Source organism: Streptomyces malaysiensis subsp. malaysiensis, assembly GCF_040653035.1.
Classification (GTDB): domain Bacteria; phylum Actinomycetota; class Actinomycetes; order Streptomycetales; family Streptomycetaceae; genus Streptomyces; species Streptomyces malaysiensis.
In genome coordinates this window covers 1-14,551 of record NZ_JBEZNG010000019.1, presented here as the reverse complement: position 1 = coordinate 14,551, position 14,551 = coordinate 1, and the positions used below count along the sequence as shown (strand labels likewise).

Here is a 14,551-nt window from a genome sequence, read left to right as displayed (position 1 = left end):
ATGCGGCTCCAGGTCAGACCCTCAGGGCGGTGAGCAGTTCGAAGACATCGCTCTCGTCGGCGGAGAGCAGCAGGACACGGGCGTACGGGCGCAGCGCGGCGACGGCGTCGTCGGCTTCGAAGCCCTGGCCGAGGACCACGCCCGCGGTGGTGATCCCGTACCGGAAGCAGTGCCGGCCGATTCGCTCGGCGGTGTCGCGGCCGCCGTCCTCGGTGGCGAGGACGACGACCACGTCGGCGCCGATCAGCGCGGCGGTCAGGGGAAGCGGGCCGCCGCCGAGTTCACGCAGTTCGCCGACGGCGTCGGCGCGCAGGAACTCGGCGTGCGCCCACGGATGGGCGGCGAGGTTGGCCGCGACCCGGGCCGCGCGGTCGTCGAGGGCGACGACACGGGCGGCCCGGGCGGGCGCGATGGGAACGTCGATGCGGTAGCGGGCCTCGGCCGCGGAGGCGGCGCGGGCGCTCTCGCTCTGTCGGCTGGTGGCGAGGCTCATCGTCACACCGATTGCTGAGCGGTGCCGGGGACGGCCTTGACCGCGTCGCGGCACGAGTCGAGGAACGACTCGGCCTGCGGCAGGACGACGGCCGCGGAGCGCACCCTGTGGTGCTCGGGGTCCACACCGGGCGGGGTGACACCCTCGTCGCGCAGCGCCACGGCGGCCTTCCTCAGCTTCTGGCGGGCCTTGATGATGCCGCTGTCGGCGGGCACCAGGCGTTCCTTGGAACGGTCGACGATGGGGCCCATCGACTCCTGGAGGGAGGCGTCCTGCATGGCGATGCCGGCCACTCCGGAGTAGGTCTCGCCCCGCTTCTGCGCCTCGCGGTCGATGAGGTAGTCGTTGTCCATGTTGGCCATCGGCCGGTAGGTGCCGGGGATGTTCTTGCTGTGCACACCATGGCCGTCGATCATGGCCTGCCGCTCGGTCTCGGTGAGGGGCCGCACCGGGTGGTAGTCGAAGGAGTAGGTCCAGCAGTTCTCGTCGTCGATGGGCACCCAGAAGTGGCCGTGCACCGGGTGGTCGCCGCGCGGCGGCACCATGGTGAAGGCGGGCATGACCCAGGGGGTGATCCGCCAGTAGTACTTGCCGTCCTCGGCGTTGCGGCGCGCTCCGACGAACAGCCCGCCGTCGCTGTCGGCGACCTCGAAGAACGGCTTGGTGTCGTTCAGGTTGTACTCGTTGCCCTTCGCGCCCTTGAAGAGCGGGTCGGTCTTGAGGCCGCCCGAGTGGAGGAAGGTGACATGGCTGGAGTCGATGCCGCCCTCGAACGCCTGGAGCCAGTTGCACTGCTGCCAGCGCTTGGAGGTGTAGGTCTGTTCGGCCGGCACATGGGTCCACTCGAACTCGGGCAGCGGCGGCTGGGTGGCCGCGTCGCCCATATAGGTCCACAGCACGTCCCCGATCTTGACCAGCGGGTACGAGGTGAGCTTCACGTTCTGGCAGAAGCTGGAGTTGTCGGCCTCGGAGGGCACATCGACGCACTGCCCGGACACGTCGTACTTCCAGCCGTGGTACGGGCAGCGCAGGCCGCCCTCCTCGTTGCGGCCGAACCAGAGGGAGGCGCCGCGGTGGGCGCAGAACTCGTCGACGAGCCCGTAGCGGCCCTCGCTGTCCCGGAAGGCGACCAGGCGCTCCGACAGGAGCTTGACCCGCACGGGCGGGCAGTCGGTCTCCGGGAGTTCCTCGGCCAGCATGGCCGGTATCCAGTACTGGCGGAACAGCTCTCCCATGGCCGTCCCGGGACCTGTCCGGGTGAGGAGCTCGTTGATGTCTTTGCGGAGCACAGCCGTTTCCCTTCCGATACTGACAACCGACCCGACTGACGGGGCGACTGCTTCGGTGGTGCGGTGACGCCGGAGCCCTCAGGGCTGTTCCGGGGGGATGTCGACGGTCAGGCCGTCGAGTTCGGGCGTCACGGATATCTGGCAGGAGAGCCTGCTGCCGGCACGCCGGTCGGCGACGGCCAGGTCCAGCAGGTCGTCCTCCATGTCTCCGGGAGGCCCGACGAGATCGGTGTAGCTGTCGCGCACCCACACATGGCAGGTGGCGCATGACTGGTTGCCGCCGCATTCCGCGACGACGCCGGGAACGCCGTGGCGAACGGCGACCGACATGACGGAGTCTCCCGTGGCCGCCTCGACGGTGAGCTCAAGCCCGCCGTCACCGACGAAGGTCACCTTGGGCAAGGTTCGTCCCTCCCAGCTCGATGGTCTGTCCATTAGACCAGAGCTCTTGAACGCGATACAAGAGCGGTGCCGGTGACCGACAATCACCGCCATGAGCCGCCTGATCCTGCTCCGCCACGGCGAGAGCGAGTGGAACGCGAGAAATCTGTTCACCGGCCGCGCGGATGTCGCCCTCACACCGCGCGGTGAGCGACAGTCCCGTGACGCCGGAGAACTGCTCCGCGCTCTGGGGCTGGCGCCGGACGCCGCCCACTGCTCGAGACTGCGCCGCGCCTGGCACACCTGCGCACTCGCCATGGACGCCGCGGGCCGTGGCACAGCGCCCGTCGCGGCCGTGCGCGCCCTGGAGGAACGTGACTACGGGAGCCTCCAGGGACGGGACAAGGAGGCGGTGCTGCGCGAGCTGGGGGAGGCGGAGTTCCGGCGGATCCGCCGCTCCGCCGACGCCCGCCCGCCCGGCGGCGAGTCACTGGGCGATGTCTCGGCGCGACTGCTGCCGTACTGGCACGCCCGCATCGCGCCACAGCTGGCCGCCGGTGCCACGGTCCTGGTGGTCGGGCACAGCAATTCGCTGCGAGCCCTGGCCGCGCATCTCGACGCCCTCTCCCCCACCGAGCTGCTCGGCCTCGAGCTGCCCTCGGGCATCCCCCTGCTCCACGAACTGGATCCGGCTCTGCGGCCCCGGCGGCGCGGCGGCCGGTATCTGCGCCCGGCCGGCGCCCCGGCCGCCGAACTGGACCCCGAACGCCCCTTGCGGGCCGGAGCGGAGTGACACCCGAACGTTGACGCATACACGGGGTCGACTTATGGTGAGCGGGCTCACAGTAGCGGACTTATGGTTTTACCAATCCGGTTGACCTGCACTTTTGCCCACCACCCTAGCTGTCACAGCCGACGAGAAAGGGCCCAGGATGGCTGAGAACGCGATCGTCAATGACAAGCTCGCCGCCAAGTTCGCGACCGAGAAGGAGTCCCCGTACACCCGCTGGGTCGCGGCGGAGGGTCTCGACATCATCGCCGCCCATTACGTCCCGGACCTGCGCACCGTGGACCTCAGGCCATGGGAGCGGCGCGGTGGCCGCGGCGTGTTCATCAACCATGAGGCCACCCGCACCTCCAACGACTGCTATGTGTGCGAGATCCCGGCCGGCGGCAAGCTGGCCCCGCAGCGCCAGCTGTTCGAGGAGATGATCCTCGTCCTCGAGGGCAACGGCTCCACCCGGGTGTGGAACGACGCCGGTGCGTCGGTCACCTTCGAGTGGCAGGCCGGCTCGATCTTCGCGATCCCGCTCAACACCCACCACCAGCACTTCAACGGGTCCGGTGGCAAGGCCGCCCGCTTCGTGGCGTCCACCAACCTGCCGCCGGTCCTGAACCTCTACGCCGACCCGGACTTCGTCTTCGGCACCGCCCGCGACTTCCCGGACCGCTTCGACGGCGAGCCGGACTACTTCTCACCCAAGGGCGAGCAGAAGGGCCTCCTCCTCGACACCAACTTCGTCGCGGACGCGGTCAACCTGCCGCTGATCGAGGCGAAGGAGCGCGGCGCGGGCGGCGGCCACATCCGCTTCGCGATGGCCAAGGGGTCGATGAACAGCCATATCTCCCAGTTCCCCACCGCCACCTACAAGAAGGGCCACCGGCACGGCCCCGGCGCCCATGTCATCATGCTCTCCGGCGAGGGCTACAGCCTGATGTGGCCCGAGGGCGAGGAGCCGCGCCGCTACGAGTGGGGTCCCGGCACACTGATCGTCCCGCCGAACATGTGGTTCCACCAGCACTTCAACACCGGTACGGAGCCCGCCCGCTATCTCGCCTTCAAGCACGAGGTGGTCTCCGTGCGCAACGCCCAGGGCGTGCCCAAGGCGTGGATCAGCCAGCGGATCGGCGGCGACCAGATCGACTACGCCGACGAGTCCGCCTATGTGCGGGAGACCTTCCGCGAGGCGCTGGCCAAACACGGGATGACACCGCGGATGGACGAGGTGTACGAGGCCGAGCTGGCCACCCTGCCGCCGCTGCCGCAAGCCCGCGTCCAGGGCTGATCCATGCCACACCCGCACCCGCACACCCATGCACACGGGCACGACGAGGTCCGCCTCGTGCACTCCTCCTATGTGCCCGACCACGACCACGAGCACGACGAGGACCCGGGCCGCATCGAGGACAACCCGATCTGGCAGCAGGACAACGTGACCCTGCACAGCGTCGGCATCGACATCGGCTCCTCGGGGACCCAGGTCCTGTTCTCCCGGCTCTTTCTGCGCCGCATCGGAGAGGAGCTGACCAGCCGCTATCTGGTGGTACGCCGGGAGACCCTGCACCGTTCGCCGGTATGGCTCACTCCCTACGCGAGCGAGACGATGATCGACGCGGGCGCGCTGGGCGCGCTCGTCGACGAGGCGTACGGCGCGGCGGCCATCCGGCCCGAGGACGTGGACACCGGAGTGGTGATCCTGACCGGGGAGGCGCTGCGCCGCCGCAACGCCTCCGCGATCGCCTCGGTACTCGCGGCCAAGGGAGGCGACCTGGTCACCGCGACGGCGGGCCACCATATGGAGGCCCGGCTCGCCGCCTATGGCTCCGGAGCGGTCCGCGCCTCCTATGAGGCGGGCACCCGGGTGCTCACCGTCGACATCGGCGGCGGCACCACCAAGCTGGCCCTGGTGGACCACGGGCGGGTGGAGGCCACGGCTGCCGTGCACATCGGCGGCCGCCTTCAGGTGACCGCGCCCGACGGCCGGATCGAGCGTCTGGCACCGGCGGGCCGGGACCACGCCCGGCGCGCCGGTTTCGACTGGGACCCCGGAAGCCGGGTGGCGGAGGCCGACCTGGACGCGGTGGCGGCGTCGATGGCCGACCTGCTGGTCCGTGCCCTGCTCACCCCGCACGAGGTGAAGGACCTCTACCTCACCGATCCCCTGCCGGACCTCGGCAGGCTGGACGGTGTGGTCTTCTCCGGCGGGGTCGCCGAGTATGTCTACGGCCGCGAGCACCGCGACTTCGGCGACCTGGGCCGGCGGCTCGGCAGCCGCCTGCGGGCGGCCGCCGAGGACGGGGCGCTGGGAGTGCCGCTGCTGCCCGCCGGTGAGTGCATCCGCGCCACCGCGGTCGGCGCCTCGGAGTACAGCGTCCAGCTGAGCGGGAACACCGGTCATATCTCCTCGCCCGACGCCCTGCTGCCCCGCCGCAACCTGGCGGTGGTGTGCCCCGCCCACACCCCCGGCGACGAGGTGGACACCGCCGCCCTCGCCGAGGCGATCCGCAGGCGTCTGCACGAGACGGACGCCGAGGCCCCGGACCGGGACGTGGCGCTGGCCCTGTCCTGGCACGGGCCGCCGTCGTACGAGCGGCTGCTGCCGTTCGCCCGCGGCATCCGTGACGGGCTGGCCGCGCGCACGGCGGCCGGCCGGCCCGTGTACGTGGTCCTCGACGGGGACGTGGCGATGACCCTGGGCCGGCTGCTGACCGACGAACTCGGCCTCCCCGGCGATGTGCTGGTGCTCGACGGCATCACGCTCCAGGACTTCGACTACGTCGACCTCGGCCGGGTGCGGCATCCCTCCGGGACCGTGCCCGTGACCATCAAGTCCCTCGTCTTCGCGGAGCGGCCGACGGCTGCTCCGGGGGACCGCTCGGGGCGACCCAGGTCGGTAACGAATCAATAAAGTCCTGTCCGATGGTTAGACCATAATACCTCGGTCTTGTTTCATGCAGGGACAAGCGCGGTGGCCGGAAGGTAAACCGGCCGCCGGCACCCCCCACTCCCCAGACGATCCCTCGGCCCTGGAGTGTGTGATGCGTCATGGTGCTCTTCCCGCCGGCCTGCTGGTCGCCGGTCTGCTGATGTCCGCATGCGGTCCCTCGCCCACGACAACCGCCGCCAACGCCCCCCAGGAGGAGTCCAACCCGTACGCCGCCTACGAGAACCTCAAGGGCGACAAGCGCACCGAGAAGCTCCTCGCGGACGCCCGTGAAGAGGGCGGTGTACTCGACCTGTACACCTCGAACACCGATATCCAGGACCTGGTCGACGGCTTCAAGAAGGCCCACCCCGACATCAAGGTCCGTGCCTTCCGTGCCAACTCCGAGACGGTGCTTCAGCGCACTCTCCAGGAGAACCAGGCGGGCAAGCCGCAGAACGACGTGATCGACACCAACGATCTCGAGCTGCGCGCCCTCGACTCCCAGCACCTCCTGCGGGCCTACACCGGCCCCTCCCTGGACGGTCTCAAGCCCGAGGCCAAGGGCCTCGGCAACTGGACCGCCGAGCGGTTCAACGCCTTCGTCGCCGGCTGGAACACCCGGGAGATCCCCAAGGGCGAGCAGCCCGAGGACTTCACCGGATTCGCCGACCCGAAGTGGAAGGGGAAGCTCTCGGTCGAGGTCGGCGACTGGGACTGGTACGCCGCCATGCACACCTATCTCACCGAGAAGAAGGGAATGAGCGAGGCAGCGGCCGACGCCCTGTTCAAGAAGGTCGTCGCCAACGTCAAGGTGGCCAAGGGCCACACCGTGCAGGGCGAGATGCTCAGCGCCGGCCAGTTCGGCCTGGCCCTGTCCGTATACAGCCACACCGTGGACAAGGCCGCCCGCAAGGGCGCGCCCGTCACCTGGAAGCCGGCCGTCGAACCGGTGATCCTCCGGCCCAACGGGATCGGGCTCATGGCCACCCCGCGGCACCCGGCCGCGGCGCTGCTGTGGACGGACTACGTCCTCGGCACGGGCCAGAAGGAGATCGCCAAGTCGCTGCGGATCCCCGCGGCGCGGCACGTTCCCGGCTACGACGAACCCGTGCCCGCCGGTACGGAGACCTTCACCCTCTCCAAGACCGGCGAGACAGACACCAAGAAATGGGACGCGGCCTACGACGCCCTGCTGCGGGGCGCCCCGCAGGCCGACTGACCTGTCCCTCCCACCCACCTGGAGCTCTAATGAGGAGCCGTACCCCGATCTTCGCGGCAGCCGCGCTGCTGTCCGCCGGTGCCCTCAGCGGCTGCGGCGGCGCCCTGCCGAACGCGGCGGCCGGCGGCAAGGAGAACGCCGTCTACGCCGAGATCGCCGCCCTGCCGAAGGAAAAGCAGCGGGAGAAGGCCCGCGAACTGGCCAAGGACGAGGGCGGCGCGCTCACCCTCTACACCTCGATGACCGCCGACATCGCCACCCCCGTCGCGAAGGCGTTCGAGAGGGACACCGGCATCCATGTCACCGTCTTCCGCGGTAACTCCGAGACGGTCCTCCAGCGCACCCTTCAGGAGTCGCAGGCCCGCAGGGCGGGCGCGGACGCGGTGGAGACCAACTTCCGCGAAATGGTGGCGCTCTCCGACAACAAGCTGCTCGCCAAGTACGACGGCTCCCCCCTCGACAAGGTGGAGAAGACCGGCAGGTTCGCCACCTGGACCGCCACCCGCCTCAACATCTTCCACCCGGCCTGGAACACCCGCCTCATCAAGCCCGGTGAGGAGCCGACGAGCTGGGAGGAGCTCGCCGACCCCAAGTACAAGGGGCGCATCACCCTGGAGGTCAGCGACAGCGACTGGTACGAGAACGTCACCCACTACTGGCTGGAGCACGGCAAGTCCCAGACCGAGATAGACCAGCTCTGGAAGAAGATCGTCGCCAACTCCAAGGTGGCCAAGGGCCACACCACGATGATGCAGTTCCTGACCTCCGGACAGACCCATATGGAGGCGATGAACTACACCTACATCACCACGCGCTCGGCGACCAAGGGCGCACCGGTCACCTTCCTGCCGAAGAGCGGGAAGTCGACGGTGCCGGCGTTCCCGCGCCCCAACGGCGTCGGCATGCTCAAGTCCGCCCAGCACCCGGCCTCCGCCTGGCTGTTCTACGACTGGATGCTGACCGAGGGCCAGAAGGAACTCGTCAAGCTCCATCTGACCCCGTCCACCAAGGTCCCCGGCGACAAGAGCCTCGACGGCCTGACCCTCGTCCCGTTCGACGTCAAGGGCCTCAGCCACGACCAGGGCACCTGGGACAAGAAGTACGACGCGCTGCTGCGCGGCGTCGACTCCGTGGGGAAGTGACCCGATGGCCCTGATATCCGCCTCCCGCAAGGATCCCGCGGCGCCCTCGCAGGACCCGCCGCCGTCCCGGCCAGGGCTGCTGACCCGCCTGCGGCGCAAACGGTTCTCCACGCAGACCCTCCTGGTCGGCGGCGCCGTGATCGTCGTCGGCTATCTCGCGGTCGTACCACTCGGCTATCTCATCCACGACACGTTCCTCGACGCCGACGGCTCCGGAGTCTCCTTCGACGCCTTCTCCCGCGCCTACGGCGGCAACTCCCAGTCGGGGGACATGCTCCTCAACTCGCTGTGGTTCGCACTGGGCTCCGCCGCCCTCGCGCTGATCCTCGGCACCACGCTGGCCTATATCCAGGTCCGCACCGACACCCCGTTCAAGAGCCTGTTCTTCGCCGCGTCCCTGGTTCCGCTGATCGTCCCGGGCATCCTGTACTCCACGTCCTGGATCTTCCTCGGCGATCCACAGAGCGGCCTGCTGAACGCGCTGCTCTTCAAACCCCTCACCGGCACCTCACCGGTCAACATCTACAGCGTATGGGGCATGATCTGGGTCCAGGGCCTCCATCTGTCCCCCGTCGCGTTCCTCCTGATGGTCGCGGCGTTCCGCGCCATGGACCCCTCGCTCGAGGAGTCCGCGGCGATGTCCGGGGCCTCCCGGCTCACCGTGCTGCGCCGCATCACGGTGCCGCTGGTGCGGCCGGCCCTCATCTCCGCCGCGCTGCTGATGTTCGTCCAGTCCCTGGAGAGCTTCGAGGTACCGGCCCTGCTCGGGCTTCAGAACGGCATCTACGTCTTCACCAGCCGTATCTACTTCGTGCTGCGCTCCTACCCCACGGACTACGGTGCCGCCGGCGCCTACGCCATCGGCCTGCTGCTCATCGCCGCGGCCGGTGTGCTTCTCTCGTCCTGGCTCCAGCGCTCCTCGCGCAACTTCCAGACCGTCACCGGAAAGGCGTTCCGGCCCCGCCCGGTCGAGCTGGGCCGGGCCCGGCCCGTCGTGGGTATCGCGGTCATCCTGTACTTCCTGATCACCGTGGTGCTGCCGGTCGCGGTGCTGGTGTACGCGTCGCTGCTGAAGTACTACGCGGCGCCGTCCGCCGAGACGCTGTCCTCGCTGACCTTCGACAACTACCGGCAGGTCTTCGACATGCCGCTGGCGTTCACCGCGCTGAAGAACTCGCTGATCCTGGGCCTCGGCGCGGCCACCGTGGTCATGCTGCTCACCTCGGTCGTCTCCTGGGTGGTGCTGCGCACCAAGGCGCGCGGGCGGCGCTTCCTCGACCTGCTCGCCTTCACCCCGATCGTCATCCCCGGCCTGGTCCTCGGCCTGGCCCTGGCCTTCGTGTACCTGCGGATGCCACTGCCGATCTACGGCACGCTGCTGATCCTGCTGGTGTCGTACTGCACGCGCTATCTGCCGTACGGCATGCGCTACTCGTCGGCGGCGATGGCGCAGATGGCACCCGAGCTGGAGGAGTCCGCAGCGGTGTCCGGGGCGTCCTGGTTCCAGACGTTCCGGCGGGTGCTGCTGCCGCTGATGAGCAGCGGCATCCTGGCCGGCTGGGTGTACATCCTCGTCGTCTCCTTCCGCGAGCTGTCCAGCACGATCCTGCTGTACAGCCCCGGCAAGGAGGTGCTGTCCGTCCTGATCTGGGAGCAGTTCGAGAACGGGCAGTTCACCACGCTCGCCGCGCTCGGCGTGTGCATGGTGCTCCTGCTGGTCGTGCTCGTCGCCCTCGCCTACCGGCTCGGCGCCCGCTTCGGGCTCCAGGGCCAGGCCGACTCCTCCAACTAGCCGAAGGACAGGCTGATGCTGACTGTCGAATCCCTGAAGAAGTCCTACGACGAGGTGCCGGGAAGGGCGGCCCGCCGCAAGAAGGGCGACACCACCCGCACCTATGCCGTCGGCGGCGTCGACTTCGAGGTCAACGACGGCGAACTCTTCACGCTGCTCGGTCCATCCGGCTGCGGGAAGACGACGACGCTGCGCTCCATCGCCGGGCTGGAACGCCCCACCGAGGGCAAGGTCGAGCTGGGCGGCCGCGTCCTGTTCGACTCGGCGCAGGACGTGAACCTCCGCCCCAACCAGCGCGGTTTCGGCATGGTCTTCCAGTCGTACGCGATCTGGCCGCATATGACCGTGGCCAAGAACGTCTCCTTCCCGCTGGAGGTCATGCCGCGCGCCAAGCGGCCCTCCCGCCAGGAGATCGACCAGCAGGTGGCCGAGGTCCTGGAGAGCGTGGAACTCGGCGCCTACGCACAGCGGTCGGCGACCAAGCTGTCCGGCGGCCAGCAGCAGCGCCTGGCGCTGGCCCGCGCCCTGGTCACCCGGCCCGAGCTGATGCTCCTCGATGAGCCGCTGTCCAACCTGGACGCCAAGCTGCGCGAGACGATGCGGTTCGAACTCAAGCGCCTCCAGCGGGAGTTGAACCTCACCGCGATCTATGTGACGCACGACCAGGCCGAGGCGCTGGTGATGTCGAGCCGGATCGCCGTGATGAACGAGGGCCGTGTCGAGCAGATCGGCAAGCCCCGGGAGATCTACACCCGGCCCGCCACCCGCTTCGTCGCCGAGTTCATCGGCACCTCCAACTTCCTGGAGGGCAAGGTCGTCGCCGTGAACGGCGGCGAGGTGGAGGTGGACACCCCGCACGGCCGGCTGGTGGCCGCCGACCCGCCGCGCACACCCGTCGTCGGCGACCCGGTGCTCCTCTCGATCCGCCCCGAGTGCGTCGACCTGTCGCGTGAGCGGCGCGGCCTGCCCAACGAGTGGACCGGTACCGTCCGGACCCGCGCGTTCCTCGGCGATGTCGTCGACCACATCGTGCGGATCGGCGACACCGAGATCCGCAACCGGTCCAACCCGACCCTCTCCATCCCGCCCGGCACGGAGGTCCACTTCTCGGTCACACCGGACAAGGTGACGCTCGTGCCGGTCGACTGACCGGCCCCGGCCGAACCACCGCCGTCCCGACCGACCGCAGAGGAGGACCGTGCGTCCGACGCTTCCGGAGGTACTCCGACAACGCGACTTCGCCCTGTACTGGGCCGGAGTGGTGCTGTCGCAGATCGGCACCCGCGGGGCCGTGGCCGCCAACCTGTACCAGGTGTACGAGCTGACCGGGTCGACCGCGCAGGTCGGCCTGGTCGGCCTCGCCCAGGCCGTGGCCCTGCTGGCCCTTTCCCCGCTCGGCGGGGTGTACGCCGACCGGCTCGACCGGCGGCGTCTGCTCCAGGCCACCCAGGCCGTGGCCCTTGTCGTATCGCTCGCGCTGGCCGGACTCACCCTGACGGGCACGGCCACGGTGTGGGCGGTGGCGCTGTCCTCGCTGCTCGCCACGGCGGCCGCCACCTTCGACCAGCCGGCCAGGCAGGCCCTGATCCCGGCGCTCGTCCCGCGCGAACGGCTCGTCGACGCGTTCGCGCTGCTCAACCCCTCGCGCGAGCTGGCCGTCCTCGCCGGTCCCGCGCTCGCCGGTGTGCTGATCGCGGCCGGCGGGCCGGGGGCCGTCTACGTGTTCGATGCCTTCACCTACGCGGCGCTGGTGGCCGCCCTCGCGGTGCTGCGCGTGCCGGCGCTGCCCGGCGCGCGGGGCAAGCACGCGGGGCTCCTGGCGAGCCTGCGCGAGGGAGCCTCGTATGTGGCCCGCCGCCCGGTGGTGTGGCAGCTGATGGGCCTGGACCTGGCCGCCACGGTGAGTGGGGCCTACCGGGTGCTGCTGCCCGCGTTCGCCGCCGATGTGCTCCATGTCGGCGCCACGGGCTACGGGTTGCTGTCCGCGGCCCCCTCGGCCGGTGCGCTGCTCGGCTCGATATGGGTGTTCCGGCTGGTGCGCACCGCCCGCTCGGGGCGCCTGGTGCTGTGGGGCACCGCGGTGTACGGCCTCGCGGTGACGGGGCTCGCCCTGTCCGGCACCTTCGTCCTCGCCCTGGCGGCGGCGCTGACCCTGGGCGCGGCAGACGCGCTGGCGACGACCGTCCGGCACGCCGCCGTGCAGGTCGAGACGCCGGACGAGCTGCGCGGCCGGGTCTCGGCGATCTACCAGATGGCCTCGCGGGGCGGCCCCGCGCTCGGCGACGCCGGGATGGGGGTGCTCGCCGGGGCGATCGGCCCGGTGACCGCGCTCGCGCTCGGCGGGCTGGTCCCGGCGGCCGCGGCCGGTCTGGCCGCTGTCCGGGGCCGCCACATCCGCGCCTTCGACGTCCCGAAAGAGGCGCCGTCGGCCGCTTCTTGAGCAATCCGTCAGTTCTGCGTCAGAGGGAGAAGTTCCTCATGAGTGTGCACACCTCAACCCAGACCACCCACTATCACGTGCAGAAGCGGCGACGAGCCCAGTTCCTCGAGGACTGGCGGGCCAACCACCGCACCGTTGTCGCCCTCGAGGACGTCCCGATGCGGGTGACCGAGCGCGGGAGCCGCATCGGCGTATATGTCGGCGCCGACGGCGACCGGGCCACCCGCACCATGGACGCGCTCGCCCATGAGATCGACCCGGGTGTCACCACGACGATCCACCGGCACTCCTGGGACGCGATGCTCTTCGTCGTGGCCGGCCGCGGCTGGATCGAGATCGACGGCCGGCGCGTGGAGTACGGGCCGGGAGACTCCCTGCACATTCCGGCGTGGGCCTGGCACCGCGGCGGGAACGACGCCGGGGACACCGTGCGCTATCTGTCGTTCTCCAGCGAGCCGCTCCTCGAGACCATGGGCATGGCGATCATCGAGGACGCCGGGCATACGCCCGTGGCCGAACTCCCGCCGCGTCCGCCGTACTCGGCGGGCCAGGACGGCTCCGACCCGTACGCGGCGCGGCTGCGCCGCCTCGCCCGCGATCAGGACGCCCGGCGCTCCGGCCGGCTGCACACCGACTGGGACGAGCTGGAGCTGCGGAACACCCCGCGCGGCACCCGCACCACGTTCCTGCTGGACCGGGCGATCGGCTACCAGGCGTCCGGTATCACCATGGCCATGTTCGAGATCGGCCCGGGCCGCGCCCAGTCCATGCACCGCCACCCGGGCGAGGCATGGCTGTACGTGGTCGAGGGCTCCGGCGAGAGCTACCTCGGCCCGGAGCCGGAGGGCGGCACCCGCCATCCGTGGAAGAAGGGCGACATCATCGTCGTCGACCACTTCCTGTGGCACCAGCACATCAACACGGACCCGGAGCGGACCGCGAAGGTGGTGCGCATCCATATGTTCGACAGCCTCCTGGAGACCATGCGGGCGCTGTGCGACCCGCTGGTGCTCTTCGAGGAGCCGCCGGAGCACATCCGCGACGCGCAGGCCGGCGACCCGTCGACGATCGACTGGCCGACGGTGACCCGGCCGACGTGGCCGTGAGCGGGGTGACGGGATGAGTGCGCTCCCGCATGGTGTGGCCGGTGTCCACGCGCTGCCGGCCGACCACCACGACGGGCCCTGGGACGCGGTGCTCATCGACCCGGCGGTCAAGGAGCGGCTCCTCGCGACCGCCGTCCTCGTGCTGCGGCACGGGCGGCGGCTCGCGGGGGCGGCGGTCGCCCCGCACGGTCTGGTGGTGCTGGCCGGGCCGCCGGGGACGGGCAAGTCGACGCTGGCGCAGGGCCTGGCACAGGCCGCCGCCCGCGTCCTCGCCCCCCATGGGGCGACCACGCTCGTCGAGGTCGATCCGCACGCCTTCCCCAGCGAGCTGCTCGGGGAGAGCCAGCGGCAGGTGTCCCGTCTCTTCCGGGAGACGCTGCCGGAGCTGGCCGCGCGCCGGCCGCACACCGTCGTCCTGGTCGACGAGGTGGAGGCGCTGGCCGTCCGCCGGCACTCGGCGTCGTTCGACACCAACCCCGTGGATGTGCACCGTGCCACGGACGCCGTCCTCAGCGGCCTTGACGCGCTGCGGGCCGAGCGGCCCGGGACGCTCCTCGTGGTGACGACGAACTTCGCCGACGCGGTGGACGACGCGTTCCTCTCCCGCGCCGACCTGGTGATCCGTACCGAGGTCCCGGGTGAGGAGGTCGTGCCGGAGATCGTCGCGGACTCACTGCGCGAACTGGCGTCCCAGTGGGCGGAGTTGAGAACACTCGCGGCGGACGCCTCGGTGCACCGCCGGGTGGGCAAGCTGCTGCACGGGCTCGACGGGCGCCGTATCCGCAAGACCGTTCACGGGGCGCTCGCCCTGCGGGTCGCCACGGCACGCGACCCGTCCCTCCTGACGGCGGACGACCTGGTCGCCGCGGCCGAGGAGGCGGCGGAGGCGCTCCGCCCGGCCCGAGGTCCAGCCCTCGGTCACGCTCTTGTTCAGCCCGTACATCAGCAGGGTGAGCCCGCCGGCCGCGTAGACGAAGCCGAG

At 70.4% G+C, this 14,551-nt stretch carries 13 protein-coding genes; 10 read left to right on the top strand and 3 right to left on the bottom strand.

Features of this window, described 5'->3' with window-relative positions; translation table 11 throughout:
• Positions 1 to 13: 13 nt before the first annotated feature.
• From AB0E24_RS30705 to AB0E24_RS30695, 3 genes are all read right to left on the bottom strand, one after another.
• Positions 14 to 493, bottom strand: coding sequence for a 3-methyl-2-oxobutanoate hydroxymethyltransferase (locus AB0E24_RS30705; RefSeq protein ID WP_359381862.1), 480 nt, complete (start codon positions 491 to 493; stop codon positions 14 to 16).
• A gap of 2 nt (positions 494 to 495) precedes the next feature.
• Complete coding sequence (locus AB0E24_RS30700) at positions 496 to 1,782, bottom strand: aromatic ring-hydroxylating dioxygenase subunit alpha (protein WP_206334289.1); 1,287 nt, start codon at positions 1,780 to 1,782, stop codon at positions 496 to 498.
• Positions 1,783 to 1,860: 78 nt separating this feature from the next.
• Positions 1,861 to 2,175 carry a 2Fe-2S iron-sulfur cluster-binding protein gene (locus AB0E24_RS30695; protein WP_231981717.1) on the bottom strand — a complete coding sequence of 105 codons (315 nt, stop codon included), beginning with the start codon at positions 2,173 to 2,175 and terminating at the stop codon, positions 1,861 to 1,863.
• Positions 2,176 to 2,275: 100 nt separating this feature from the next.
• On the opposite strand from AB0E24_RS30695, the gene AB0E24_RS30690 reads away from it, so the two are divergent.
• The 10 genes from AB0E24_RS30690 to AB0E24_RS30645 all read left to right on the top strand — a co-directional run.
• Positions 2,276 to 2,956 (top strand): 2,3-bisphosphoglycerate-dependent phosphoglycerate mutase, encoded by a 681-nt coding sequence (locus AB0E24_RS30690; protein ID WP_069868507.1) that lies wholly within the window; start codon positions 2,276 to 2,278, stop codon positions 2,954 to 2,956.
• A gap of 139 nt (positions 2,957 to 3,095) precedes the next feature.
• Positions 3,096 to 4,229: a cupin domain-containing protein gene (locus AB0E24_RS30685; RefSeq protein ID WP_100805003.1), complete on the top strand. Its 1,134-nt coding sequence runs from the start codon at positions 3,096 to 3,098 to the stop codon at positions 4,227 to 4,229.
• 3 nt (positions 4,230 to 4,232) lie between these two features.
• Positions 4,233 to 5,852, top strand: coding sequence for an ethanolamine ammonia-lyase reactivating factor EutA (locus AB0E24_RS30680; protein ID WP_069868511.1), 1,620 nt, complete (start codon positions 4,233 to 4,235; stop codon positions 5,850 to 5,852).
• Positions 5,853 to 5,982: 130 nt separating this feature from the next.
• Complete coding sequence (locus AB0E24_RS30675) at positions 5,983 to 7,089, top strand: ABC transporter substrate-binding protein (protein ID WP_174884149.1); 1,107 nt, start codon at positions 5,983 to 5,985, stop codon at positions 7,087 to 7,089.
• A 29-nt stretch (positions 7,090 to 7,118) separates the two neighbouring features.
• Positions 7,119 to 8,231 (top strand): ABC transporter substrate-binding protein, encoded by a 1,113-nt coding sequence (locus tag AB0E24_RS30670; protein WP_251771993.1) that lies wholly within the window; start codon positions 7,119 to 7,121, stop codon positions 8,229 to 8,231.
• A 4-nt stretch (positions 8,232 to 8,235) separates the two neighbouring features.
• On the top strand, positions 8,236 to 10,023 hold the full coding sequence (locus AB0E24_RS30665; protein ID WP_359381855.1) for an ABC transporter permease: 1,788 nt from the start codon (positions 8,236 to 8,238) through the stop codon (positions 10,021 to 10,023).
• Between the two features lie 15 nt (positions 10,024 to 10,038).
• On the top strand, positions 10,039 to 11,172 hold the full coding sequence (locus AB0E24_RS30660; RefSeq protein WP_069868520.1) for an ABC transporter ATP-binding protein: 1,134 nt from the start codon (positions 10,039 to 10,041) through the stop codon (positions 11,170 to 11,172).
• A gap of 49 nt (positions 11,173 to 11,221) precedes the next feature.
• Entirely contained in the window at positions 11,222 to 12,463 is a 1,242-nt protein-coding gene (locus AB0E24_RS30655) for an MFS transporter (protein ID WP_099016262.1), read from the top strand.
• Between the two features lie 38 nt (positions 12,464 to 12,501).
• Positions 12,502 to 13,569, top strand: a complete 1,068-nt coding sequence (locus tag AB0E24_RS30650) for a cupin domain-containing protein (RefSeq protein ID WP_359381852.1) — start codon at positions 12,502 to 12,504, stop codon at positions 13,567 to 13,569.
• Positions 13,570 to 13,582: 13 nt separating this feature from the next.
• Positions 13,583 to 14,551, top strand: a 969-nt coding sequence (locus AB0E24_RS30645) for an AAA family ATPase (protein WP_359381849.1), incomplete at its 3' end; no start/stop codon positions are given.